Annotated in this window: 21 protein-coding genes; 6 read left to right on the forward strand and 15 right to left on the reverse strand. The window is 60.2% G+C overall.

Annotation, left to right across the window (positions count from 1 at the left end; genetic code table 11):
- Positions 1-54: 54 nt before the first annotated feature.
- A complete protein-coding gene (locus AFK24_RS19475) occupies positions 55-888 on the forward strand; it encodes an isocitrate lyase/PEP mutase family protein (RefSeq protein WP_065834784.1) in 834 nt (277 codons plus the stop codon).
- Between the two features lie 2 nt (positions 889-890).
- The gene (locus tag AFK24_RS19480; protein ID WP_065834785.1) at positions 891-1,589 is read left to right on the forward strand and encodes an extensin family protein; all 699 of its coding nucleotides are present in this window, start codon (positions 891-893) and stop codon (positions 1,587-1,589) included.
- Here AFK24_RS19480 and AFK24_RS19485 read toward each other — a convergent pair.
- Complete coding sequence (locus tag AFK24_RS19485; RefSeq protein ID WP_065834786.1) at positions 1,586-2,209, reverse strand: energy transducer TonB; 624 nt, start codon at positions 2,207-2,209, stop codon at positions 1,586-1,588. The two genes, AFK24_RS19480 and AFK24_RS19485, sit on opposite strands and share 4 nt — an antisense overlap.
- A gap of 96 nt (positions 2,210-2,305) precedes the next feature.
- On the opposite strand from AFK24_RS19485, the gene AFK24_RS19490 reads away from it, so the two are divergent.
- Positions 2,306-3,106 carry a class I SAM-dependent methyltransferase gene (locus AFK24_RS19490; RefSeq protein WP_065834787.1) on the forward strand — a complete coding sequence of 267 codons (801 nt, stop codon included), beginning with the start codon at positions 2,306-2,308 and terminating at the stop codon, positions 3,104-3,106.
- A gap of 265 nt (positions 3,107-3,371) precedes the next feature.
- Here AFK24_RS19490 and AFK24_RS19495 read toward each other — a convergent pair whose 3' ends face one another.
- Positions 3,372-4,007, reverse strand: a complete 636-nt coding sequence (locus AFK24_RS19495) for a TetR/AcrR family transcriptional regulator (protein ID WP_065834788.1) — start codon at positions 4,005-4,007, stop codon at positions 3,372-3,374.
- Between the two features lie 93 nt (positions 4,008-4,100).
- On the opposite strand from AFK24_RS19495, the gene AFK24_RS19500 reads away from it, so the two are divergent.
- The gene (locus tag AFK24_RS19500; protein WP_065834789.1) at positions 4,101-5,201 is read left to right on the forward strand and encodes an efflux RND transporter periplasmic adaptor subunit; all 1,101 of its coding nucleotides are present in this window, start codon (positions 4,101-4,103) and stop codon (positions 5,199-5,201) included.
- Positions 5,202-5,207: 6 nt separating this feature from the next.
- Positions 5,208-8,273 carry an efflux RND transporter permease subunit gene (locus AFK24_RS19505; protein ID WP_065834790.1) on the forward strand — a complete coding sequence of 1,022 codons (3,066 nt, stop codon included), beginning with the start codon at positions 5,208-5,210 and terminating at the stop codon, positions 8,271-8,273.
- A 277-nt stretch (positions 8,274-8,550) separates the two neighbouring features.
- Here AFK24_RS19505 and AFK24_RS19510 read toward each other — a convergent pair whose 3' ends face one another.
- From AFK24_RS19510 to AFK24_RS19540, 7 genes are all read right to left on the reverse strand, one after another.
- Complete coding sequence (locus AFK24_RS19510; protein ID WP_065834791.1) at positions 8,551-9,240, reverse strand: DUF4197 domain-containing protein; 690 nt, start codon at positions 9,238-9,240, stop codon at positions 8,551-8,553.
- A gap of 78 nt (positions 9,241-9,318) precedes the next feature.
- Positions 9,319-9,717 carry a YbaY family lipoprotein gene (locus AFK24_RS19515; RefSeq protein WP_065834792.1) on the reverse strand — a complete coding sequence of 133 codons (399 nt, stop codon included), beginning with the start codon at positions 9,715-9,717 and terminating at the stop codon, positions 9,319-9,321.
- A gap of 54 nt (positions 9,718-9,771) precedes the next feature.
- Positions 9,772-12,273 (reverse strand): glycerol-3-phosphate 1-O-acyltransferase PlsB, encoded by a 2,502-nt coding sequence (plsB, locus tag AFK24_RS19520; RefSeq protein ID WP_065834793.1) that lies wholly within the window; start codon positions 12,271-12,273, stop codon positions 9,772-9,774.
- Positions 12,274-12,448: 175 nt separating this feature from the next.
- Positions 12,449-12,826: a hypothetical protein gene (locus tag AFK24_RS19525; protein WP_065834794.1), complete on the reverse strand. Its 378-nt coding sequence runs from the start codon at positions 12,824-12,826 to the stop codon at positions 12,449-12,451.
- Between the two features lie 83 nt (positions 12,827-12,909).
- On the reverse strand, positions 12,910-13,719 hold the full coding sequence (locus AFK24_RS19530; protein WP_065834919.1) for a putative RNA methyltransferase: 810 nt from the start codon (positions 13,717-13,719) through the stop codon (positions 12,910-12,912).
- A complete protein-coding gene (dapE, locus tag AFK24_RS19535) occupies positions 13,719-14,870 on the reverse strand; it encodes a succinyl-diaminopimelate desuccinylase (protein WP_065834795.1) in 1,152 nt (383 codons plus the stop codon). Before dapE ends, AFK24_RS19530 begins: the two co-directional genes overlap by 1 nt.
- Before the next feature lie 100 nt (positions 14,871-14,970).
- A complete protein-coding gene (locus AFK24_RS19540) occupies positions 14,971-17,559 on the reverse strand; it encodes a glycosyltransferase family 2 protein (RefSeq protein ID WP_065834796.1) in 2,589 nt (862 codons plus the stop codon).
- A gap of 450 nt (positions 17,560-18,009) precedes the next feature.
- Between AFK24_RS19540 and tcdA the strand changes: the two genes are divergently transcribed.
- Entirely contained in the window at positions 18,010-18,855 is an 846-nt protein-coding gene (tcdA, locus tag AFK24_RS19545; RefSeq protein WP_065834797.1) for a tRNA cyclic N6-threonylcarbamoyladenosine(37) synthase TcdA, read from the forward strand.
- Here the strand turns inward: tcdA and AFK24_RS19550 are convergent.
- The 6 genes from AFK24_RS19550 to AFK24_RS19575 form a co-directional block, all read right to left on the reverse strand.
- Complete coding sequence (locus AFK24_RS19550) at positions 18,831-19,244, reverse strand: SufE family protein (protein WP_065834798.1); 414 nt, start codon at positions 19,242-19,244, stop codon at positions 18,831-18,833. The two genes, tcdA and AFK24_RS19550, sit on opposite strands and share 25 nt — an antisense overlap.
- The gene (locus AFK24_RS19555) at positions 19,241-20,452 is read right to left on the reverse strand and encodes an aminotransferase class V-fold PLP-dependent enzyme (RefSeq protein WP_065834799.1); all 1,212 of its coding nucleotides are present in this window, start codon (positions 20,450-20,452) and stop codon (positions 19,241-19,243) included. Before AFK24_RS19555 ends, AFK24_RS19550 begins: the two co-directional genes overlap by 4 nt.
- A gap of 67 nt (positions 20,453-20,519) precedes the next feature.
- Positions 20,520-21,554, reverse strand: coding sequence for a 2,3,4,5-tetrahydropyridine-2,6-dicarboxylate N-succinyltransferase (gene dapD, locus AFK24_RS19560; protein WP_065834800.1), 1,035 nt, complete (start codon positions 21,552-21,554; stop codon positions 20,520-20,522).
- A gap of 45 nt (positions 21,555-21,599) precedes the next feature.
- A complete protein-coding gene (locus AFK24_RS19565; RefSeq protein WP_065834920.1) occupies positions 21,600-21,908 on the reverse strand; it encodes an arsenate reductase in 309 nt (102 codons plus the stop codon).
- Between the two features lie 353 nt (positions 21,909-22,261).
- Positions 22,262-23,455: a succinyldiaminopimelate transaminase gene (dapC, locus tag AFK24_RS19570; protein WP_065834801.1), complete on the reverse strand. Its 1,194-nt coding sequence runs from the start codon at positions 23,453-23,455 to the stop codon at positions 22,262-22,264.
- Positions 23,456-23,524: 69 nt separating this feature from the next.
- Complete coding sequence (locus tag AFK24_RS19575) at positions 23,525-26,224, reverse strand: [protein-PII] uridylyltransferase (protein WP_065834802.1); 2,700 nt, start codon at positions 26,222-26,224, stop codon at positions 23,525-23,527.
- Positions 26,225-26,254: the final 30 nt, after the last annotated feature.

The raw sequence follows: 26,254 nt of genomic DNA on the forward strand, positions 1-26,254 counted from the left end.
CTGAAGTTGTGGGCTTATAGCAGCCCACACCAATGACCTGAGCAGGACTCGCCCATGGATGCCCGTCAATTGCTACGCGCCCAGACCTTCCAAGCCATGCACGAGCGCGACAGCGCTTTTGTGATCCCTAATCCGTGGGACGCAGGTTCCGCGAAGTTGCTGGCATCCATGGGCTTCGAATGCCTGGCAACCACCAGCGCAGGCTTGGCCTTTGCCTTGGGCCGCGCCGATGCCGAAGGCGCGATCAGCCGCGATGAAGCCTTGGAAAACATCCGCGCCATTGTTGCCGCGACCGATCTGCCCGTGGCCGCCGACCTGGAAAACTGTTTTGCCGACAGCCCCGAAGGCTGCGCCGAAACTCTGCTCAAAGCCGCGCAAACCGGTATTGTCGGCGGCTCGATCGAAGACGCCAGCGGCAATCCTGACGATCCGATCTATGCGTTTGACCTGGCCGTCGAACGGGTCAGAGCCGCCGTCGCAGCGGCCCGCAGTTTGCCGTTTCCGTTCCTGCTGACTGCGCGTGCGGAAAATCTTCTCAATGGCCGGATGGATTTCGCTGACACACTGCGGCGGCTTGAAGCCTACGCCGATGCCGGGGCCGACGTGCTGTACGCGCCGGGCCTGCGCACCCGTGAGCAAGTCATCGCGGTGGTGCAGGCTGTGGCGCCGCGCCCGGTGAACGTGTTGATGGGCTTGAATGGCGTGAACCTCAGCGTCCAGCAACTCAGCGAGTGCGGGGTGCGGCGCATCAGCGTCGGTTCATCCCTGGCGCGTGCGGCGTTCGGCGGGCTGTATCGCGCCGCCGAAGAAATCCGCGCCCAAGGCACCTTCACCTATGCCGAGCAGGCGCTGCCCTTCGATCAACTCAACGCATTGTTCAAACCCTGAGGATGCGCGGTTCGACGGTATTTCTGGTCTTTGTGCTGCTGTGTGGCGCTGCCGTTGCGGCGCTGTGGCGGGGCTGGATCGAGGTGCCGGACATGTGGAATCCCTGGGCGCCGCTGGACATCAAGGCCGAACCGAACTTCCTGACGCCGTACAAGCTGTCGCGTCTGCAAAATGATCCGCAGCTGTGCGATCAAGCGCTCGGTAGTTCGTCGCTGCGTTTCAGTCATCAGGCCGACAGCGAGCCGTCTGCCGCCTGTCCGCTGCAAAACGTCCTGCGCGTGCAGGGCGGGGATGTGGCGTTGAGCAGCAGTTTTCTCGCCAGTTGCCGGTTGGCGGTGGCTTATGCGCTGTTCGACGTCCACACCTTGCAACCCGCCGCCCAGGCGGTATTCGGCCAGAAAGTGGCACGGATCGATCACCTGGGCAGTTTCGCCTGCCGCAATGTGTACAGCCGCAGCGACGGTCGCCTGAGCCAGCACGCGACGGCCAATGCTCTGGACATTGCCGGCTTTCGCTTGGCGGACGGCCAGCGGATCAGTGTGCTGGGCGACTGGAAGGATACTGGCGACAAAGGCAGGTTCTTGCGTCAGGTGCGCGACGGCGCCTGCAAGAACTTCAATACGGTGTTGGGGCCGGACTACAACGCTGCCCATCGCAACCATTTCCATCTGGATATGGGCCGCTGGAGTGTTTGTCGTTAAGCAGCCATGCGCAGGTTTTGCAGGACGATTGGGCGTGCCCAGCCATTTTCGTAGTCAAACTGGCGCTGTTGCGCTACGACGGTGGCGTCGTCCAGCGGCAACGCAGGCTTGTCGGCCAATTCCCATTCGAACTCGGCAATCGGCAGATGCAGTGGGCGCGGCTCTGGACCAGGGCCCGGAATGACGCTGTCGTCGTAAGGATTGAGCACGGTCGGGCGAACCCAGGTGCTGTCGAACTCAAGATGGCGCTGCTGGGCAATCATTTCGCTCAGGCTGAACGGCTCGTTCGGTGGCGGCAGCAAGTCCAGTTCGAACTCGGCAATCGGCAGGAACAACGGCTCAGGCGGCTTGCGCTGCACATCGGCGACCGGGCAGGCGCGCTGTTCGACGATCTTGCCCAGGGTGCGAGCCCCGGCAATTGGTTCGCCGGTGGCGATATCAGTGACAACGGCAGCGGATTCTGCCGAGACCTCGGTGGTGTCGCCAATCTGTTCAGCCATCGCACGGGCAAATGCATCCGACCAGAGCTGGGTAACGCTACCCAATGCCCGGGAATTACGCAGGCTGAAATCACCCGCGTGGGATAAGTAGCCTATGGATGTTTGCTGAATCTCTGACATAGCGATCAGTACACGTCTTGGGTCTGGCAAAATGCCTGATACTGGGTTATCGGCCGTTTTTGTCGATCATTAACAATTTTTGAGCGTGTGGACACAATGAGTGAGCAACCAGCGGGCAGCCGCATCCGGGTCGAAGCCCTGGCAAGCAATGGACAGGAGCAGGCAGCGCAATGGGCCCAGCGCCTGGGCTTGCCGTTACAGGACGCCGAAGCTGATTTTGCCTTGCAAGTCACCGAGGACGGTTTGCAGCTGCAGCAGTTGAGCGATGACGCGCCGGGCCCGGTGCGCGTGGACTTTGTTGAAGGTGCTGTTGCCCATCGCCGCCTGTTCGGTGGCGGCAGCGGACAGATGATCGCCAAGGCGGTGGGCATTCAGCCCGGCGTGCGCCCACGGGTGCTGGACGCCACGGCCGGGCTGGGCAAAGACGCGTTCGTGCTGGCCAGTCTGGGTTGCGAGATGAGCCTGATCGAACGTCAGCCGATCATTGCTGCGTTGCTTGAAGACGGTTTGCTGCGCGGTCGGCAGGATCGCGAAGTGGGGTCGATCATTGGCCAGATGCGCTTGCTGACCGGCAATTCCATCGAGCTGATTCGCAACTGGGAAGGCGAGGCGCCGCAGGTGATCTACCTCGATCCAATGTTCCCGCACCGGGAGAAAACCGCACTGGTGAAGAAGGAAATGCGCTTGTTCCGGCCCTTGGTGGGCGACGACATGGACGCGCCCGCGCTGCTCGAAGCCGCGCTGGCCCTGGCGACCCACCGCGTGGTGGTCAAACGCCCGCGCAAAGCGCCGTGCATCGACGGGCCAAAACCGAGTTATGCGCTGGATGGCAAATCCAGCCGTTATGACATCTATCCGAAGAAGGCGTTGAAATCCGCTGCCAAACCGGACGAATGACTACGCCTTTGAACTGGCCCCCCCAAAAAAATCCCTAAACAACCCGGTAGGAGGGGACTTGTCCCCGAAGATGCGTCGGCTGTCCCGGACTCTTCGGGAATGAATTCCCTCCTACGAAGATTTCGGCGATCAACTCCGGTAGGCCTGCACACACGACCTGTGTAGGACCGGATTCATCCGGGAAGACGGCATTCCGGGCGCCAGAGATGCGTCGGCCGTCCCGGACTCTTCGGGAATGAATTCCCTCCTACGAAGATTTCGGGGATCAGATCCGGTAAGCCCGCATAAACAACCCCACCACATCCCGCACATGCCTTTCGGTGCTGGCGGCGTCCGGCAGTTCGCCGCAGCCCACCAGCAAGCGGAAGTTGCAGGTGCCCTTGATCAGGCTCAGGAAGTGTTCGGCTGCGGTCCTTGCCGAGTCAAAGCGCAGCTCTCCGGTCTTTTCCAGGCGCGCCAGGAAGCGCTCCATTTCCTGAAGGATGCGCTGCGGTCCGGCCTCGAAGAAGATCTGCGACAGCGTCGGGTCCTGGGTGCCCAGCGTCACCATCAAGCGATGCAACTCAATGGACTCGGGGCTGTTGATCAGTCTGTTGAAGCTGCGCGCAATGTTCAGTAGCAGCGTCTCGACCGGCAATTCGCTGTGTAGATCAAAAAACAATTCCGGCATCTGTTCTTCACAGCGCGCTACCACTGCCGAGGAGAACAACGTCTCTTTGTCAGTGAAATGGCTGTAGACCGTGAGCTTGGAAACGCCCGCTTCTGCGGCGACCGCATCCATGCTGGTGCTGGCGTAACCGTTGCGCACGAACAGGTTTTTTGCCGCGTCGAGAATGGCCTGGCGCTTTGCCAGATCCTTGGGGCGGCCGGGGCCGGAGGTCGGTAATGAAGTGTCAGGCATATTCGTTTTAATAATGTACTGGTGAGTTTGATAATTTTTAATATACTCGCCAGTACAATTATTCCAAGCCTCAATTGCGAAGGTGTTGTCACCATGTTACGCAATGCACTCTCGGTCGTGCTGCCCATCACTCTGATTTCGTTGCTCGCCGCTTGCGGCCAAGAGGTCGCTGCGCCGGTTTCCGTGCGTCCGGCAATGGTGGTGCAGCCGCTGCCATCATCCCAGTCCATGGACAGCTACCCCGGTGAAGTCCGGGCGCGCTTCGAGCCGGACCTGGCGTTCCGCATTCCTGGCAAAGTCAGCAAGCGCTGGGTTGAGGAGGGGCAGCGGGTCAAGGCCAATCAACCCTTGGCCGAACTGGACGCACAGGATGTTCGCCTGCAACTGGAAGCCATCCGCGCCCAGGTGGCGGCGGCCGAGGCCAACTTGCAGCTGGTTCGCTCTGAACGCGATCGCTACAAGGCCCTGATGGAGCGGCAGATGGTCAGCCGTTCGCAGTTCGATAACGCAGAAAACCTCTACCGTTCCGGCGAAGCGCGGCTCAAGCAGATCAGGGCCGAGCTGACCGTTGCTGACAACCAGACCAGCTATGCCGTGCTGCGCGCGCCGCAGGATGGCGTGGTTGCCAAGCGGCTGGTGGAAGTCGGCCAGGTGGTCGCCGCGGGGCAAACGGTATTTACCCTGGCGGCGGATGGCGAGCGTGAAGTGCTGATCGGCTTGCCGGAACAGAACTTCTCGCGTTTCAAGGTCGGCCAGCCGGTGGCGGTGGAATTGTGGACCCAGCGCGAACAACGTTTCCCGGGCCGGATTCGCGAGCTGTCACCGGCCGCCGATCCGCGCTCGCGCACCTTCGCTGCGCGCATCGCCTTTGCTGGCGGCAAGATCCCCGCCGAACTGGGGCAGAGCGCTCAGGTGTTCATCCAGGCCGAACAGGTCGTGCCGTTGGCAGTGCCGCTGTCGGCGGTGACGTCCGAGAATGGCGTGCATTACGTCTGGCGTGTCGAGGCCGGCAATACGCTGAAGCGCGTGGTGGTCAGGCTTGGGCCTTACGGGCAGGAATCGGTGCCAGTGCTCGACGGGCTGGCAGCCAGCGACTGGATCGTGGCCGCCGGTGTGCATGTGCTGCATGAGGGTGAGCAGGTACGCCCGGTGGACCGCGAGAACCGCGCGGTGAAACTGGCGGCTAAGGAGTAAGCCCGGATGCACTTCAATCTTTCCGAATGGGCGCTGCGCAATCGGCAAATCGTCCTGTACCTGATGATCGTTCTGGCTGTCGTCGGTGCTCTTTCCTACACCAAGCTGGGGCAGAGCGAAGATCCGCCGTTCACCTTCAAAGCCATGGTGATTCGTACGATGTGGCCGGGCGCCAGCGCGGAAGAAGTGGCGCTGCAAGTCACTGATCGCATCGAGAAGAAACTGATGGAAACCGGGGAATACGAGCGCATCGTTTCATTCTCGCGACCCGGTGAATCGACCGTGACCTTCGTGACTCGCGATTCCATGTTCTCCGCCGCGCTGCCGGAACTGTTCTACCAGATCCGCAAGAAAATCAGCGACATCCGCCAGAACCTGCCGCCGGGTATTCAGGGGCCGTTCTTCAACGACGAGTTCGGCACCACCTTTGGCAATATCTACGCGCTGACCGGCAAGGGCTTTGACTACGCGGTGCTCAAGGATTACGCCGACCGTATTCAGCTGCAACTGCAGCGGGTCAAGGACGTGGGCAAGGTAGAGCTGATCGGTTTGCAGGACGAGAAGATCTGGATCGAACTGTCCAACGTCAAGCTCGCCACCCTTGGCTTGCCGCTGGCGGCTGTGCAGCAAGCGCTTGAAGCGCAGAACGCAGTCGCAGCCACCAGTTTTTTTGAAACGCCCACCGAGCGGGTGCAGTTGCGGGTCAGCGGACGCTTCCAGACTGTCGAAGAAATTCGCGAGTTTCCGATCCGCGTCGGCGACCGCACGCTGCGTATCAGCGATCTGGCCGAAGTGCATCGCGGCTTCAACGACCCGCCCGCGCCGCGCATGCGCTTCATGGGTGAGGATGCGCTGGGTCTGGCGGTGGCGATGAAGGACGGCGGCGACATTCTGGTGTTGGGCAAGGCCCTGGAAGGCGAGTTTTCCCGCATCCAGAAAAACCTCCCGGCCGGCATGGAGCTGCGTAAGGTCTCCGATCAGCCTGCCGCGGTGAAGACCGGCGTCGGCGAGTTCGTCCGGGTGCTGGCTGAAGCCTTGGGCATCGTCTTGCTGGTGAGTTTCTTTTCCCTCGGCATGCGCACTGGCATGGTCGTGGCGCTGGCGATTCCGCTGGTCCTGGCGATGACCTTCGCCTGCATGTATTACCTGGGAATCGGCCTGCACAAGATTTCCCTAGGCGCGTTGGTGCTGGCGCTGGGCTTGCTGGTGGATGACGCGATCATTGCTGTGGAAATGATGGCGATCAAGATGGAGCAGGGCTACGACCGGATGCGCGCGGCGAGCTTCGCCTGGACCAGCACCGCGTTCCCGATGCTCACCGGGACGCTGATTACCGCCGCGGGTTTCCTGCCGATTGCCACCGCGCAGTCGAGCACCGGCGAATACACCCGCTCGATCTTCCAGGTGGTCACCATTGCCTTGCTCGCGTCATGGGTCGCGGCGGTGGTGTTTGTGCCCTATCTGGGCGAGCGACTGCTGCCGGATCTGGCGAAAATCCATGCCGAGAAACACGGCGCGGGCGTGTTTGATCCCTATGCGACGCCGTTCTATAAGCGGGTTCGGGGGCTTGTCGGCTGGTGCGTTCGCCGTCGCAAGACAGTGATCGTCTTGACGGTAGGACTCTTCGTGCTGTCGGTGGTGATGTTCAAGTACGTGCCCCAGCAGTTCTTTCCGGCTTCGGGTCGACTTGAGCTGATGATCGATCTGAAACTCACCGAAGGCGCTTCGTTGAGCAACACCGCCGATCAGGTCAAGCGGCTGGAACAGATGCTCAAAGATCACGACGGCATCGACAATTATGTTTCCTACGTGGGCACCGGTTCGCCGCGTTTCTATCTGCCGCTGGATCAGCAACTGCCTGCGGCGAGTTTTGCCCAGTTCGTAGTGCTGGCCAAATCCATCGAGGACCGGGAAACCCTGCGCAGCTGGCTGATCACTAACCTCAACGAACAGTTCCCGACTTTGCGTTCGCGGGTCACGCGCCTGGAAAACGGCCCGCCCGTGGGTTATCCGGTGCAGTTCCGGGTCAGCGGCGAGCACATTGACGAGGTACGGGCACTGGCGCGCAAAGTGGCGGCCAAGGTCCGCGACAATCCCCATGTGGCCAATGTGCATCTGGACTGGGAAGAACCCAGCAAAGTCGTATACCTCAATGTCGATCAGGACCGCGCCCGGGCGCTCGGCGTAACAACCGCCAGTCTGTCGAAATTCCTGCAAAGCTCGCTCACCGGTTCCAGCGTGAGTCAGTACCGTGAGGACGATGAACTGATCGAAATCCTCCTGCGCGGCACCGCCAACGAACGTCAGCAACTGGGCGCGCTGGCGAGTCTGGCGGTGCCCACCGACAACGGCGCGAGTGTCGCCTTGTCGCAAGTGGCGACCCTGGAATACGGCTTTGAAGAGGGCATCATCTGGCACCGCAACCGACTGCCCAATGTCACGGTGCGCGCCGATATCTACGGCAAGGAGCAACCGGCGACGCTGGTCCAGCAAATCATGCCGACCTTGCAAGGCGTGCGCGATGAATTGCCGGATGGCTATCTGCTGGAAGTAGGCGGTACGGTCGAGGATTCGGCGCGGGGCCAGAACTCGGTCAAGGCCGGCGTGCCGTTGTTCATCGTGGTGGTGCTGACTTTGCTGATGATCCAGCTACGCAGCTTTTCGCGGATGTTCATGGTGTTCCTCACCGCACCGTTGGGGCTGATCGGCGTGACGCTGTTTCTGCTGGTGTTCAATCAGCCGTTCGGCTTCGTCGCGATGCTCGGCACCATCGCCTTGTCGGGGATGATCATGCGCAACTCGGTGATCCTGGTGGATCAGATCGAACAGGATATTGCCGGCGGACTGGATCAGTGGCAGGCGATTATCGAAGCCACGGTGCGGCGTTTCCGACCTATCGTGCTGACCGCGCTGGCGGCGGTGCTGGCGATGATCCCGCTGTCACGCAGCGTCTTCTTCGGCCCGATGGCGGTGGCAATCATGGGCGGCCTGATCGTCGCGACAGCCCTGACCTTGCTGTTTCTGCCTGCGCTGTATGCGGCGTGGTTTCGGGTCAAAAAGGAAGGCCAGTGAGATGTAGTTACCGTTTGAGCACACCGGACACTATGTGCAGCAAACATAGAGTCATATAGGAGGGGACTTGTCCGCGAACAGGCCGGTGCAAACGCAGACGATATTCCTTCGCAGACCCGACGCCTTCCCGGACAAGTCCGGTCCTACCGGGCCAAACACAACTCGGTAGGAGGGGACTTGTCCCCGAAAGACGGTAGCTCAGGCGGCGTTAACTTTGCGGATTTCCGTGGTCAGGACCATCGCATTCGGGGACAAGTCCCCTCCTACAGTCAGGGATTCAGAGCGCCCCAAATACCTTCTTCGCCAGACTGGTCGCCGCCGCAGCCGGGTTGGCGCGGATGGTTTCTTCCTGTTTGGCGATCATTTCGAACAAACCGTTCAGCGCCTGTTCCGTCACGTAGCCCTCGATGTTCGAGCTTTTCGCATCCAGAACGCCCAGCGTCGCAGCCTGCCCGGCGAACGAGTTGTACTTCTGCGCCAGGCCAACCTTGTCCGTGGCTTGCTTGACGATAGGCAGGAACTTGGCGCGGATCTGCTCGCGGCTGCTGCTGTTCAGGTACTGCGTCGCTGAATCCTTGCCGCCGCTGAGAATGCCCTTGGCATCCGCAACGCTCATCTTCTTCACGGCATCTACCAGCAACGTCTGGGCTTGCGGCATGGCGGCTTCAGCGGCCTGGTTCATGCTGGTTTCCAGCTGATCGACCTGCGCGCCCATGCCGAACTGTTTCATCTTCTTCGCGACCTTGCCGAGATTGCCCGGCAGTTCGATGCGCACGTCCTGGTTGTTGCTGAAACCACCGGGTTTGCCCAGTTGCTTGACTGCAATCTGCGCGCCTTGGGTCAGCGCGTCCTTGAGGCCGCCGGTTGCATCTGCCTGGGACAGATCACTCAAGGAGGCGGCAAATACGTTGGCCGACAGCAGCAAACCTGCGCACAGGCTGGCGAAGGTAAACGGGGAGCGAAGCATGGCAGCATCCTTTTCAAGGGGAATCTGGGTAGCAGCGCCGAACAGGCATCGGCGCTGGAGAGTGAGGGTATCAGGAACTCAGCGCGGCGGATTCAGACGGATGCGCAGGGGCTGTTGATCGCTGCCGTCCAGCTTGACGCTGTAATGATCGGTGCTGATAAACAGCAGTTGGCCATCCGACTCAATGCGCGCGCTGACGGAGTAACGATGGCCGGGTTGAATCTGCTTGCTGTCGTATTGCAGATGAAAGGGCAGCGGCACCTGGCCTTTTATCGGTCCGCTCTGGCGCGCCAACACTACGGCAGGCGCGTCAACCCGCGAGACGTCCTGCAAGGTGACGCTCAAGGTTGCCGAAGGCGGCAGGGCCATGCGTTGCAGATAGAAGACTTCGCCATCGAGGCTGGCCTGGCTGTTGGACTGAAAGGTGCTGCAAGCACCGAGCATCGCAGTCATGAGGATGAGTGCAAGATTTTTCATCGGGATCTCCCTATCGGTTGGTGCCGGTTTTAACCCGGCACCAAATTGCGAAATTTAGCGGATTTCCTCAACCGGGTCAGCTTCGGTTACATCTTCGTTGCGATGCAAGGCGACCTGACGGATCGACAGGCGGATCTCCGCTGGCAGCACACGCTTCGCCGCGCCTTCGGCCAGTTCCCCCAGCAACGGGTGGTAACTGAGCTTGCCGTTGGCATCCTTGCGCAGGACGCCCAGGTCCAGCAGCGTCTGGATAAAATGGCGGAACAGGCTCTTGTCGAAGAACTCCGGCGCATTCAGTCCATGCAGGATCGACAACCGTTGCGCCATCACCGTACACAGATCTTCCAGTTCTTCGGCGCTCAGGGTGTTCTGGCCGCTGTTGAGCAATAGCGAGGTGGCCATGTAAAAGCGCTGCAACGTCTGGGCAATCGCCCGCGACAGCAGGGTCAGCAGCACGAACTCGCGGGAACTCGGCGCAGGGCGCAGGTACACGTCATTTTCGAAACGCAGCAGACCTTGCTCGACAAACGCTTCCAGCCATTGATCGACCACCGCATCCAGCTCCTCCAGCGACCAGCGGATGAACAGCTCGGATTGCAGGTACGGATAGAGCGCACGGGTGTAGCGCAGCAGCAGTTCGCGGGTCATGCGGGACGAGCTCTGGAAGAAGCTGGCCAGCAATGATGGCAAGGCGAAAATATGCAGCACGTTGTTGCGGTAGTAGGTCATCAGGACGGCGTTCTGTTCATCCAGATACAGAATCTTGCCCAGCGCGTCCTTTTGCTCCGAAAGCAGGTCCATGCCTTTCACGTGTTCGATCAAGGCCCGACCGTCACCTTCGGGCAGCGTGGTGTGCGGCGAATAAGGCACCCGGCGTAGCAATGTCAGATAAAGGTCGAGCACGCGGGCCATGGCCTGATCATCCAGCGCCAGTCGTTGCGTCGAAAGCAGGGCCAGTGCCACCAGATTTACCGGGTTGATGGCGGCGGCTTCGTTCAGATGCCGGGCAACACGCTCGCCCAGGCGATTGGTGGTTTCGTTCAGCCATGCCGGGCGGAACTGCGGGCCCAGCTGTTGCGTGCGCCAGTCGGCTTGTTCCGCGTCGAGAAATTCCGCGAGCTTGATCGGCTCACCGAAGTTCACCGACACCTGGCCGAAGCGCTGCTTGAGCGCGCCAATCACCTTGAAGATGTCGAAAATCGATTCCTTCTTCTTGGTCGCGCCACGCAGTTCGCCCAGATACGTGCGACCTTCGAGAACCCGCTCGTAACCGATGTACACCGGCACGAACACGATGGGCATCCGCGAGTTGCGCAGGAAGCTGCGCAAGGTGATCGCCAGCATGCCAGTCCTGGGTTGCAGCATGCGCCCGGTGCGTGAACGCCCGCCCTCTACGAAGTATTCGACCGGGAAACCTTTGGTGAACAGGGTATGCATGTATTCGTTGAACACCGAGGTGTACAGCGGATTGCCCTTGAATGTGCGACGCATGAAAAACGCGCCGCCGCGACGCAGCAGCCCGCCGATTACCGGCATGTTCAGGTTGATACCGGCGGCGACATGCGGTGGCGTCAGGCCGTTGCGGAACAGCAGATACGAAAGCAACAGGTAATCGATATGGCTGCGGTGGCAGGGCACATAAATGATCTCATTGCCCTGCGCCACGTTCTGCACGCCTTCGATATGGCTGACCTTGACGCCGTCGTAGATCTTGTTCCAGAACCAGCTCAGCACCACTTCGAGAAAACGAATGGCCGAATAGGTGTAGTCCGAAGCGATTTCATTGCCGTAGCGCAGGGCTTGCTCGCGAGCCTTGTCGACGGGGATTTTTTCGCGTTCGGCTTCATCCAGAATCGCCTGCTTGACCAGCGGCTCGTCCAACAGCCCCTTGACCAGATTGCGCCGGTGCGACACGTCCGGGCCGATCACGGCGGTCTTCAGGTTGCGAAAATGCGTGCGCAGCAGGCGCTGGGTCATGCGCAGGGTCAGCTCGTGGCCCTTGTTCTCGTTGATCAGGTCGCGCAGATGGATCGGTGCGGAAAACTGCACCCGGGTCTTGCGCCCCAGAATCAGGATGCTGACCAGCCGCCTTAGCCGTCCGGTCACCGCCCAGCTGTCGGCAAATAATAATTTCCACGGGCTCGATTCGCGATCCGGCGACTGGCCCCAGAACACGCTGACCGGAATGATCTGCGCATCCTCGGTGGCGTTCTGGCTCACGGCGCTGATCAAACGTTCCAGCATCGGCGGCGCGCCGCTCTTGTCCTGACGGCCCAGCCAGTCCGGTCCCGGCGTCAGGTAAAAGAAGGCTGCAGGCTCGATCAGCTCGCCCACCGAGACCGACAATACTGGTCGAGGCAATCCCGCCTTGCGGCATTCGGTATCGATCACCGCCAGGTCGCTCAGTGAAGGCGATTGCAAGGCGTAGAACACCGGTCGACTGCGGTCGAGATTGAGGGTGAAAGACGATTGATTAATGGTCTCGGAGCGCACCCAGAGATACAACAATCGGCGCAGTGTGCCGAACACGAGACGGCGGAACGGAGAGCGGGTCATACGGCTTCTGCTGAAAAGGGGCGGAGCCCACGAGGGCGCCAGTTTGCCGTATCTGGCGGGGATGGGCAAAAGGGCGGATGGGGCTCAATTCATTCCGTAGGACCGGCTTTAGCCGGGAGCGCGTTCTCCCGGCTAAAGCCGGTCCTACATTGAATCAGGGACCGTTGTTTTTAGCTCACGCCGTATGCCAGACAATCTCTTCCTCGCCATCTTCGCTGATGCGAATCCAGCGGTCGGCGGTTTCGTCACTTTCTTCTTCGACCCAGGTGCCGGGTGCGCAGCGTACTTCGACTTTCAGGGCGGCGAACGCAGCGCGGCCGCAGGCGATGTCGTCTTCCCAAGGCGTCTGGTTGCTTTCCAGAAACAGGCTATTCCATTTGCCGACAGCCTTGGGCAGCCAGGTCACTGGCACGTTGCCAGCTGTGCATTTCCAGGTCTGGCCTTTTTGTACCCAGTCCGTGCACGGGCCGATGGCGGCGCTGAGCCAGGTGGCGATGGCCTTGTAGTCGACGTCAGCGTCTTTCAGGTAAATCTCGATATCGGGTTGGCGCATGGATGCCTCGTAAGAAATTGAAAAAATCCATTCGCGGATTCAGTCGAGTGCCTCGCCAATGCAAGACACCTTCATTCAGATAGTTATTGGCGCACGAAATAATCGTAGCGCATGGAAACCGTGACTTCGAACGGCTCAACCTGCTCGATGACATTGGCCCGACGTTCAGCGCTGGCGCGCCAGCCGTGAGGCGTCATGGCCAGCAGGTTGGCGCGGGCCTGAGCGTCGATCAGGCTCAGTTTGAAGCGCAGGGTTTCGCTGTGATCCAGCAGCATGCCTTCAGGAACCAGGGCTAGATGCTTGTCGTCAGCATAGTCGCGAACTTCGTCATACAGGCGCTCGCGCAGCTCCATCAGATGCTCGCTGGTCGGACCGACGCGCATCAGCCCGCCGCCCGGCGTCAACAAGCGTTTGGCCTCGTTCCAGTCCAACGGGCTGAACACGCTGGCGAGAAACTGACAGCTGGCATCCGGTAATGGCACGCGCGCCATGCTGGCGATCAACCAGGTCAGCTGCGGATCACGACGGCAGGCGCGTTTGACCGCTTCCCGGGAAATATCCAGCGCATAGCCATCGGCTTGCGGCAGGGCAGCGGCGATTTGCGCGGTGTAATAACCCTCGCCACAACCGATGTCCAGCCAGCGCGCCGGGGCACGTTCGGCCGCCAGTTCTGCCAGACGTTTCGCCACCGGCGCGTAATGCCCGGCGTTGAGAAAGTCCCGCCGCGCCTCGACCATGGCCTGGTTATCGCCAGGATCGCGGCTGTTCTTGTGCTGCACCGGCAACAGGTTCAGATACCCCTGACGGGCGCGGTCGAAGCGATGATTCGCCGGGCACGCCACGCCGTTGTCCACCGCACTGAGCGGCGCCGAGCAGATCGGGCAGGTAAGCATCATGCGAGCAGTTTGACCAAGGTCTGATAGTAGATTTCAGTCAGCACGTCGAGATCGCTGGCCAGCACGCGTTCGTTGACCTGGTGAATGGTCGCGTTGACCGGTCCCAGCTCGACAACCTGAGTGCCCATGGTGGCGATGAAACGCCCGTCAGACGTGCCGCCGCTGGTGGACGCCTTGGTTTCGCGACCGGTAACCGCGCGAATGCTGTCCGACACCGCGTCCAGCAAATCACCCGGTTCGGTCAGGAACGGCAGACCGGACAGCGCCCAGTCCACATGCCAGTCCAGATCATGCTTGTCGAGGATGGTCGCGACCCGCTGCTTCAAGCCTTCGACCGTGGATTCGGTGGAGAAGCGGAAGTTGAAGATCGCAACCAGTTCACCGGGAATCACGTTAGTGGCACCGGTACCGGAATTCAGGTTGGAAATCTGGAAGCTGGTCGGCGGGAAGAATGCATTGCCTTCGTCCCAATGCTCGGCGGCCAGTTCGGCCAGCGCCGCAGCGGCCAGATGAATCGGATTGCGCGCCAGATGCGGATAGGCCACGTGGCCTTGTTTGCCGCGTACGGTCAAGGTTGCGCCCAGGGAGCCGCGACGACCGTTCTTCACCACATCGCCTACCAGCGTGGTGCTCGACGGTTCGCCGACGATGCACCAGTCCATGCGCTCGTTGCGCGCTTTGAGGATTTCCACCACGGCTTTGGTGCCGTGATGCGCCGGGCCTTCTTCGTCACTGGTGATCAGAAAGGCAATCGAGCCTTTGTGGTTCGGGTGATCACCGACAAACCGCTCGGCCGCCACCAGCATGGCCGCGAGGCTGCCTTTCATGTCCGCAGCGCCACGGCCGCAGAGCATGCCGTCAGCATCGATCAAGGCGTCGAACGGATCGTTCTGCCAGGCGTTCACCGGTCCGGTGGGCACCACGTCGGTATGCCCGGCGAAACACAGGACCGGACCTTCACTGCTGCCATGGCTGGCCCAGAAGTTATCCACATCCTCGATACGCATCGGCTCCAGCTTGAAGCCGGCATCGCCCAGGCGTTGCATCATCACCGCCTGACAGTCGGCATCGATAGGCGTCACCGACGGACGACGGATCAGGTCGCAGGCGAGTTGAAGAGTGGGCGAAAGGTCGGCTGAGGCCGTCATGTACTGGACTCCGGTGGCATGGCTTTGAACGCGAAAAGGCGCATATCTTAAAGCAAAACGGCAGCCAGAGGCCGCCGTTTAGTCTTGCCTGAGATTTATGTCAAACGGTAGCGGGCTCGGTAATCACCACCGGTTTGGGCAGCGAGGACAGGAAAGCCATGATCAACGCCGCCAGATACGGCAGTGATTGCACCACGAGCATGATGACCCAGAAGCGCATGTCGGCGCTCGGCAAGCCCTGCACCAGACAGATCCCGGTCGCCGCACCCCATAACAGCAGCATGATGAACAGTTCTTCCCGAGCTTCGGAAATCGCCACCAGCAGACCATGGCTGGCGGCATTTTTCGGGGTCCGGAAGAACGGAATGCTCGTGGTGAAGAAGCCATACAACACGGCTTTGGCGATGGTATGCGACAAGGCCAGCCCGGCCAATGCGGCGTAGAACGCATCCTTGAGGTTGACGCCCACGGCGCGACGATAAAGGAAGATGATCTTGCCGACCTTGAACACGAACAGCGCCAAGGGCGGGATGGCGAAGATCAGCAGCGGCGGATCGACGCGTTTGGGCACGATGATCATCGCCGACGACCAGAGCAATGCGCCGACGGTGAAGAAGATGTTCATGCCATCAGCGACCCACGGCAGCCAGCCCGCGAGAAAGTGGTAGCGCTGACCACGCGTCAGTTCGGTGTCCTTGCCGCGCAGCAGGCTCGACGCATGGCGCTTGATGATCTGGATCGCGCCATACGCCCAACGGAACCGCTGCTTCTTGAAGTCGATGAAGGTATCGGGCATCAAGCCCTTGCCGAAACTGTTGTGCGCATACGCTGCGGAATAGCCCTTTTCGAAGACTCGCAGGCCCAGCTCGGCGTCTTCGCAGATGCACCAGTCGGCCCAGCCCAGTTCTTCGAGCACTGAGCGCCGGGTCATGGTCATGGTGCCGTGCTGAATGATCGCGTCGCGGTCGTTGCGGGTGACCATGCCGATATGAAAGAAGCCTTTGTACTCGGAATAGCAGAGCTTCTTGAAGGTGCTTTCGTGCTGATCGCGATAATCCTGGGGCGACTGCACCACGGCGATTTTCGGGTCGGCGAAGTGCGGCACCATGTGTTTGAGCCAGTTGCGGTCGACGCAGTAATCCGAGTCGATCACGGCAATCACTTCGGCATCCGGTGCGGTGTGCGGGATCAGGTAATTCAGCGCGCCGCCCTTGAAGCCGGCGAGCGGGGCGACGTGGAAGAACTTGAAGCGCGAACCGAGCAGCTCGCAATGCGCCTTGACCGGTTCCCAGACCGCCGGATCCTTGGTGTTGTTGTCGATCAATAACACTTCGAAATCCGGATAATCCAGCGCCGCCAGCGCGTTCAAGGTCTGTTTGACCATTTCCGGCGGCTCGTTGTAGCAAGGCACGTGAATCGACACCTTCGGGCGGTAGGCATTATCCGTTTCGACTGGCAGAAATTCGCGTCGCCGTTTGTGAGTCCAGACCGCTTCGGCCAGCTCGTGAGCCTCGGTCAGCAGCACGATAAACACGCCCAGCGCGCCCAACGCCAGAAGGAATCCGACCAGCAAACTGAACCAGGTGCTGTATTGCTGGCTGTAGTCGTAGCCGATCCACACCAGCACCGAGCCACACAGAAACGCGACGAAGGTCAGGAAGGTACGACCGCGCTGGCGCAGGGCCGAACCGTCGATCAACAGTAACGCCAGCGACAACATCGCCAGAACCACTGAACCGATGGCCAGCACGCGCCATTGCGGAATGGCCACCACAGGGCCTTCAAAGTTGAATTTCTGCTGGCGGTTGGCGTTATAAACGCCCCAGTACGCGCCCACCGAACCTTCATCGCTGGCTTTCCACGGCTGATCGAAAGCTTCGATCACAAAGTAGTTGTAGCCTTGGCGGTTGAGCTTGTTGACCAGCGTGCGCAGGTAAATCGCCTGATCGGCCTGGGTTGCGTCAGCCCCGCCACGCATCCGCCCGTTGCTCGGCCAGCCGACCTCCGAAAGCAACAGCGGCTTCTTGGGGAACATTTTTTTCAGTTCGCGGGCACGGTCGAGGACAAACTGGCCGGACTCGCTCATGGGGATGAACTCCCAGTACGGCAGAATGTGCGCGGCCACCAGATCGACGTGCTTGCCCAGTTCCGGGTATTTCTCCCAGATGTGCCACTGCTCGGAAGTGGTCACGGGCACTTTGACTGCGGCGCGCACCCGATCCAGCAGGGCGCTCAACTGGCTGACAGTGATTTCCTCGCGGAACAACGCTTCGTTGCCGACCACCACACGAACGACGCTGCGCGATGTGTTGGCCAGTTCGATGGCGCGGGTAATTTCACGCTCGTTACGTTCGGCGTCCGGACTGATCCAGATGCCCAGCGTCACCCGCAAACCAAATTCTTCCGCCAGTTTGGGGATATCACCCAGCGAGCCGTCCACCGAATAAGTACGAATACTGTCGGTTTGCTTGCTCATCAACTCCAGGTCCTGACGCATTTCATCGTCGGACGGATACACGCCCTTTTGTGGGTTTTGTCCCAGGCGGAAGGGAGAATAGGAGAAGCCGGAGATTTGCTCAGGCCAGTCCGGGGCCGTAACCGGGCGATTGATCAGCGCCCAGAAGCCGGTAAACAACGCGGCAATTGCCACGACTACAACAAGATTGAGTCCAAATTTACGCGATGACATAGATGCTTCTGGTTCCAAAGGGTGGAACGGGGAATCGCCGGCGAATGCCCGCTGTCAGGTACTTTGGCAGCTTACGCGTGTTGAAGTTCTTTTCTGAAAATGTTGTAGGAAAATTAACCCAGCGTTGTGGCACAGGAAACTGAACTGCCCCCCCAAAAAAAGTTGAACGGACTTGTTGCGTGGCTTACACCGACCTCTTCGGGGACAAGTCCCCTCCTACCGGGTTGTATATAGTTCGGTAGGACCGGACTTGTCCGGGAAGGCGTCGGGTCTGCGGAGGAAGATCTTCAGCGCTTGCACCGGATTCTTCCCCGATAAAGTGGAACGCCACCCCGGCCGGTCCCACAGAATCCTCATCAGTTCATCAGCTTTCTGACCAATCACTCGCCGCATGGATGCTCTCACCACCGCAACGCCCTATAATGCGCGCCGGTTTTCGGGGTATTGGTCATGAGCACAGAAGATCCACGGTTTGCAGGCGTCGCCCGTTTGTATGGCATCGAGGGCCTGGAACGCTTGCGCGCGGCTCACGTGGCGATAGTCGGCATCGGTGGAGTCGGCTCCTGGGCGGCGGAAGCCATGGCGCGCTGTGGCGTTGGCGAGATTTCCCTGTTCGACATGGACGACGTGTGCGTCAGCAACAGCAACCGTCAACTGCACGCGCTGGACAGCACCGTCGGCCGCCCCAAGGTCGAAGTGATGGCCGAACGGCTGCGCGCGATCAACCCGGACTGCATCGTGCATGCGGTGGCGGACTTCGTGACCCGCGATACCATGGCCGAATACATCACGTCCAATCTGGATTGCGTGCTGGATTGCATCGACAGTGTGAACGCCAAGGCTGCACTGATCGCCTGGTGCAAGCGCCGCAAGATTCAGATCATCACCACCGGCGGCGCGGGTGGGCAGATTGATCCGACGCAGATTCAGGTCTGCGATCTGAACCGTACCTTCAATGATCCGCTGGCTTCCAAGGTGCGTTCGACCTTGCGCCGCGATTATGGCTTTTCCCGCACCGTGACCCGTCACTACAGCGTGCCGTGCGTGTTTTCTTCGGAACAGCTGCGCTATCCCAAGCCCGACGGCAGCATTTGCCTGCAGAAAAGCTTCGTCGGCGACGGCGTCAAACTCGATTGTGCCGGTGGTTTCGGCGCAGTGATGATGGTTACGGCGACCTTCGGCATGGTTGCAGCGACCAAAGCCGTGGACAAAATCGTAGCGGGAACGCGGCGTCCTTCAGAGCGCGCTAAACCGGTTTCGGTGCCGCCGCCTCAACGGGCAGCGGTAGAAATCTGACGCATTTTTCCCAGTACAGCGTTCAGTCCGTTACTGCGCGAAGGCGACAGCTGACGGCTCAGGCCGAGTTGGTTGAACCAGTCCGGCAGATCAACCTGCTGTAATTCCTCTGCCGACAGGCCATTGACCCGCGCCAGCAACACCGCGACCAGACCGCGAATCACCCGCGCATCGCTGCTGGCCCGAAACTGCCAGCGGCCTTCGACGAAATCTCCCACCATCCAGACCTTGCTTTCGCAGCCGTGCACCAGATGCTCGTCGCTTTTCTCGTCATCGCTCAGCGCTGGCAGGCGTTCGCCCCATTGCATGAGCAGACGCGCACGCTGTTCCCAACCTTGAAGCTGGTTGAAGGTTTCCAATGCTGCCTGAGCGTCAGCGGGCAGCATCATTGCAGCAGCTCCAAAGCCTGATCCAGCGCGCTGAAAAATCGCACAAGATCGTCGGAATCGTTGTACAGCGCCAAAGAAACCCGGATCGCGCCGGGCAAACCTAAACTCTTCAATAGCGGCATGGCGCAATGATGGCCTGCACGTACGGCGATGCCTTGTTCGGTGAGCAAATGCGCCAGATCTGCGTTATGCACGCCTTCGACGACGAAACTGACCAACGCCAGTTGCGGCGAGCCCAATACCTGAATGCCTGGCCGTTGCTGCAAGCCATCCAGCAATAGGGCGTGCAGTTGAGCTTCGTGTTCGACCACTGCGACATGATCAAGGCCTTGCAGATAATCCAGCGTCGCACCCAGACCGATCACGCTGGCAATCGGCGGCGTGCCGGCCTCGAAACCCAGTGGGGCAGGGCGGAATTTCGCGTGGTGATAGTCCGTTGTCAGGACCATTTCGCCGCCAAACTGCCAGTGATTGAGGCGAGACAAGGCGTCATGACGCCCGTACAACACACCGAGGCCTTCCGGGCCATACAATTTGTGGCTGGAAAACACGTAGAAATCGCAGCCCAGTGCCTGCACATCATGCCGACCATGCACCACACCTTGGGCGCCATCCACCACGGTCAGCGCATGGTTGGCCTTGGCCTTGGCCAGCGCCAACAGTTGAGGCAGCGGCTGCCAGGCGCCGAGCACGTTGGACAACTGGCTGACTGCCAGCAATCGAGTGCGCGGGCCGATCAGCTGAGCGGCAGCGTCCAGATCAATCAGGCCATCGGCTGCTAGCGGCAGGACCACCAGTTTCAGATCCCGGCGTTGGGCCAATTGCTGCCATGGCAACAGGTTGGCGTGATGCTCCAGAGCGCTGATAGCGATTTCATCACCCGCTGCGAACTCATGCTCCAGGCCGTAAGCCAGCAGATTGAGCGCCGAGGTTGCACCATGGGTGAAGACGATCTGCCCGGATTCACTGGCATTGAGCCAACTGGCGACCTTGCCACGGCTGTCTTCGAACGCCTGGGTGGCATGCGCCCCCGGTAAATGCTGGGCACGATGCACATTGGCCGCGCCGTTGGCGTAGTAATGATTCAGGGCATCAAGTAATGCCTGGGGTTTTTGCGTGGTGGCGGCGTTGTCCAGATAGGTCTGGCCTTGCCGTTGCAGGGCGGCGATGGCTGGGAAGTCAGCGCGCCAGGGAGAAGAGAGGGGCATCGTTTTAGCTCGGTGAATCGGGTTCGGACTGCCTTAAAGGCAGGCGCGAACCCGGACGCGGCATCGATCAGTTGTGAGCGTGCAGCGTTTCGTTCAGCTCGATGGCCGACTTGTGGGTTTTGCATTCCACAGCGCCGGTTTGCGAGTTGCGGCGGAACAGCAGGTCCGGTTGACCGGCAAGATCACGCGCTTTGACGACTTTGACCAACTGGTTCTTGTCGTCGAGCAGGGCTACTTTGGTGCCAGCGGTCACGTACAGGCCGGATTCAACAGTGTTGCGGTCGCCCAACGGAATGCCGATACCGGCGTTGGCGCCGATCAGGCAGCCTTCGCCCACCTTGATCACGATGTTGCCGCCGCCGGACAAGGTGCCCATGGTCGAGCAACCGCCGCCCAGATCCGAACCCTTGCCGACGAAAACGCCCGCCGAAACGCGGCCTTCGATCATGCCCGGGCCTTCGGTACCGCCGTTGAAGTTGACGAAACCTTCGTGCATGACGGTGGTGCCTTCGCCGATATAAGCGCCCAGACGTACGCGAGCGCTGTCAGCGATACGCACGCCGCTCGGCACCACGTAGTCGGTCATTTTCGGGAATTTGTCCACCGAGAACACTTCCAGCAGCTCGCCTTTGAGGCGTGCTTCCAGTTGACGCTCGGCGAGTTCGCCCAGGTCGACAGCGCCCTGGCTGGTCCAGGCCACGTTTGGCAGCAACGGGAAGATCCCGCCCAGGTTCAAGCCGTGCGGCTTGGCCAGACGATGGGACAGCAGGTGGAGCTTGAGGTATGCCTCAGGCGTCGAAGTCAGTGCCGTGTCTTCGGCCAGCAGGGTCGCAACCAGTGGATTGTGGCTTTCTGCCAGACGGGTCAGCAATGCTGCCTGAATGCTGTCGACGGATTTCAGCGAGTCGGCCAGCTTCAAAGCCATGTCGGTGTTGAAAGTGATTGCCTGGTTGCCGCCGGTGTAACCCAGAACCGGGGACACGGCTGCGATCAGCGCGGCGGACGGATTGATCAGCGGCTGGGCGTAAAAGACTTCCAGCCACGTGCCTTGACGATTTTGAGTGCCGACGCCAAAGGCCAGGCTGAACAGGGTAGTGGACATGCGAATACCTCTTACTGATTAAAGGACCATCGATAGCGCTTTGGCTTATCGGATGGCCGCTGCATACAAGTCGGGTTTAAAGCCAATCAGGGTTTTGTCGCCGAGATCAAGCACCGGGCGCTTGATCATCGAGGGTTGCGCGAGCATCAGTTCTATCGCTTTGGCCTGGTCGAGATCGGTCTTCTGTCCGTCGTCGAGCTTGCGAAACGTTGTCCCTGCTCTGTTCAGCACAACCTGCCAGCCGTGTTCATTGCACCACTGCGTCAGGTGCTCACGGTCGATGCCGACAGTTTTATAGTCATGAAAGTCGTAGCTCACGGCTTTTTCATCGAGCCAGGTGCGCGCCTTCTTCATAGTGTCGCAGGCTTTGATTCCGTAAAGGTGCAACTTGTTGATTTCATCAGCCACGAGCTTGCCCCCTTGGAACGGTGCGAGAAAAAAACGGTGACGGATTATGCCATGGACCAGCGGGTTCGGCTGCGACAGGTTGACGGGTTTATTGCAACTTGTCGCCGAAACGCTTGCAATTTGCCTCCGGGAGGAGGCCGCGCGCAGTGTAGGCAGTAGATATTGCAGTTGTGCGATGTGGGTCGTGTCCGGCTTCGCGCCATCTGAGATATCGCGTCAACCCGTAGGACCGGCTTTAGCCGGGAGAATGCCCTCCCGGCTAAAGCCGGTCCTACGGACGATCGATAAACCTTGTTGACTTAGCGGGTAATAAAGTCGCGAATCCGCTCAGCGGCTTCAACGCACTCGGCCAGCGGCGCTACCAGTGCCATGCGCACGCGACCGGCGCCTGGGTTGAAACCGTCCACTTCTCGCGACAGATACGAACCTGGCACCACGGTCACATGTTGCTCGACGAAAAGGTCGCGACAGAATACGGCGTCATCGGTGCCGACATTCGGCCACAGATAGAAGCCGCCGTCCGGACGCTGGACGTCCATGACCGGCGCGAGGATTGCCAGCACGGCGTCGAATTTCTCCCGATACAGCGCGCGATTGGCACGCACGTGTTCTTCGTCATTCCAGGCGGCGATGCTTGCCAGTTGGGTTTGCACCGGCATCGCGCAGCCGTGGTAAGTGCGATACAGCAGGAAGGCCTTGAGGATTTCCGCGTCACCGGCGACAAAGCCGGAACGCAGGCCTGGCAGGTTCGAGCGCTTGGACAGACTGTGGAACACCACGCAGCGTTTGAAATCCTGACGACCCAACGCCACGCAAGCGCTGAGCAAGCCTGCTGGCGGGGTTTGTTCGTCGAAATACAGCTCGCTGTAGCACTCGTCGGCGGCGATCACGAAATCATATTCGTCAGCCAGAGCGATGAGCTTTTTCAGGGTTTCCAGCGGGATCAACGCGCCGGTCGGGTTGCCGGGCGAGCACAGGAACAGAATCTGGCAGCGTTTCCAGACATCGGCCGAGACTGCGTCGAAATCCGGGTTGAAACCGTTCTCGCTCAGGCACGGCAGGTAGTGCGGCTGCGCACCGGCCAGAAAAGCTGCGCCTTCGTAGATTTGATAAAACGGGTTCGGGCTGACCACCAGTGCGTCGTCGCCGCGATTGACCACGGTCTGGGTGAAGGCGAACAGCGCTTCGCGAGTGCCGTTGACCGGCAGCACGTTATGCGCCGGGTCAAGCCAGCCGCCGGGCACGCCGAAACGCCGCTCGCACCAGCCGGCAATGGATTCGCGCAGGGCCGGAATGCCCAATGTGCTTGGATAAACCGCCATCTGGTCCAGATTATCGGCCAGCGCCTTGGCGACGAATTCCGGTGAACGATGCTTGGGTTCGCCGATGGACAGCGCGACCGGCAGTTTTTCCGGATTGGGCGTCACGCTGCCAAGCAGCGCGCGCAGCTTCTCGAACGGGTAAGGCTGAAGCAATTGCATCGCGTTGTTCATTGATTGGGTCTCAAGAGCAGGGCGCTCGGGGTGGCGAGCGCCGTTGAATCGATTCATGAAGAAAGCGGATCAGATGCTGATGCGCCATTCGCCGCCGGGTTCCTGATCGACACTGAGTTGCTCGACGATTGCGTCCTGCAATTGGCTGCACAGTTGCGGATCGGATAACGGCTGGTTGTTTTCATCGGTGATGAAGAACACGTCTTCCACGCGTTCGCCCAGGGTGGCGATCTTGGCATTCTGCAATGACAGATCAAACTCCAGGAAGATCTTGCCGATGCGCGCCAGCAGGCCGGGACGGTCGGGCGCAGAGAGTTCCAGGACCGTGACCGGACGCTGGGCGTCATTGTGAATAGTGACTTGCGGCGCAAAAGCAAAGTGCTTGAGCTGGCGCGGCACCCGGCGCTTGATGATCGTCGGGTAATCGTCCGGATTGCGCAGCGCGTCGGTCAGGCCATCACGAATCTGCTTGATCCGCTCGGGATTGTTGCCAATCGAGCCGCCGTCGTTGTCGAGCACGATATAGGTGTCGAGGGTGAACTTGCTGCTGGAGGTAATGACCCGCGCATCGTGAATGTTCAGGTTCAGCTGGTCCATCGCCGCCACGGTCACCGCGAAGAAGTCATGCTGGTCGGGCGCATAGATGAAGATTTGCGTGCCGCCTTCGAACTCGCGCTGGGTGGTTTCCTTGATCAGCACCAACGGGCCGCCATCGACCGGCTGTTGCAGGATCGCATCGCTGTGCCACGCCACATCCCCGGCGGTATGCCGCAGGAAATAGTCATCGCCCAGTTGCGCCCAGAGCTGCTCGACGTCGTCCGGATCGGTGCCGCTGCGCACCAGAATATCCAGCGCGGCGCTTTGTGTGCGGCGGATCTGCTCTTCGCGGTCCACCGGGTTTTCCAGGCCGCGACGCAAGGCACGCTTGGTTTCGGTATACAGCTGGCGCAACAGGCTGGCCCGCCATGAATTCCACAGCGTCGGGTTGGTGGCGTTGATGTCGGCCACGGTCAGCACATACAGGTAATCCAGATGAACTTCGTCACCTACGAACTGAGCGAAATCATGGATCACCTGCGGATCGGACAGATCCTTGCGCTGGGCGGTGGTGGACATCACCAAGTGGTGGCTCACCAGCCAGACAATCAACCGGCTGTCCCAGTTCGGCAATTGGTGGCGCACGCAAAACGCCTCGGCATCCACCGCGCCCAGCTCCGAGTGGTCGCCGCCGCGGCCTTTACCGATGTCGTGGTACAAGCCGGCCAGATAAATCAGTTCCGGCTTGGGCAGCTTGCCCATGATCTTGCTGGCCAGCGGGAATTTCTCGGTCACCTGCGTGTATTGCAGCTTACGCAGATGCTTGATGAGGTTCAGGGTGTGCGCATCGACGGTGTAGATGTGGAACAGGTCGTGCTGCATTTGCCCGACGATGTGGCCAAACTCCGGCAAATACAGGCCCAGAATGCCGTAGCGGTTCATCCGGCGCAGGTTGCGATGGATGCCGATTTCGCACTTGAACAGCTCGATGAACAGGCTGGTGTTGCGAATGTCGTGGCGGAAATCATCGTTGATCAGGTGTCGATGCTCGCGTAACAGCCGGATGGTGTCGGCGCGCACGCCTTTGATTTCCGGGTGTTGGGCCATCAGCACGAAGATTTCGATCATGGCGAACGGCGTGCGTTTGAACACATTCGGCCGGGTCGCTTCGATGTAGCCGTCATGCAACTGGAAGCGCGAATTGAGCGGCTGGGTCACCGCGCCTTCGTCTTCGACCAGAATCACTTCTTCGAAATGCTGGATGATCAGGTCGCTCAGCTCGGCGATGCTCATGACCACGCGGTAATACTTCTGCATGAAGCGTTCGATGGCCAGCTTCGCGTCGCTGTCCTGATAACCCAGCAGGGCGGCGATGCTGCTCTGATAGTCGAACAGCAGCCGATCTTCGGAACGGCCGGCCAGCATGTGCAGGGCGTAACGAACCTTCCAGAGAAACTCCTGGGAGGAGGCCAACAGATTGTTCTCGCTTTCCAGCAGGAAACCTTCGCCGGCCAATGCGTGCAGGTTGAGGGTGCCGTATTGGCGACGGGCGACCCACAGGATGGTCTGGATATCGCGCAGACCGCCGGGACCCCCTTTTACATTGGGCTCCAGGTTGTATTCGGTGTCGTTGTACTTGTGATGCCGGTTTTTCTGCTCGGCGCGTTTGGCGAGGAAAAACTCCTTGCTCGGCCACATTTGCGTCGGGCTGGTAACTTCCAGCATGCGCTGGCGCAGACGCTCCGGCCCGGCAATGGTGCGACTTTCCATCAGGTTGGTGATCACCGTGAGGTCGGCGCGGCCTTCCTGGGCGCATTCGTCGACCGAACGCACGCTCTGACCCACTTCCAGGCCGATGTCCCACAGCAACGTCAGAAAACGTTCGATGGGCTCGCGGAAGACTTCGTGATCGGCGCTTTCCAGCAGAATCAGCAGGTCAATGTCCGAAAATGGATGCAGCTCGCCGCGCCCGTAGCCGCCAACGGCCAGAAGGGCGATGTCGGCTTCTTCGCTCCAGTCGAAGTGATCCCAGGCCTGTTGCAGGATGTTATCGACAAACCAGGCCCGATCCTCGATCAGCCGACGGATGTCCCGGCCGGACTTGAAGCGTGCGTCGAGCACTTCCCGCGCATTGCGGATGGCTTTCTTGAAGGCCGCAATAGGGCTCGCCTTCAAGGCCAGTTCGGCCTGGAACTGGCCGCGGTCGAACAAATCGGGATCCACCTGCGGCATGGAACTGCTTTCCTTTTATCTATATCGGGC

The organism is Pseudomonas syringae (genome assembly GCF_001698815.1).
Lineage (GTDB): Bacteria > Pseudomonadota > Gammaproteobacteria > Pseudomonadales > Pseudomonadaceae > Aquipseudomonas > Aquipseudomonas syringae_A.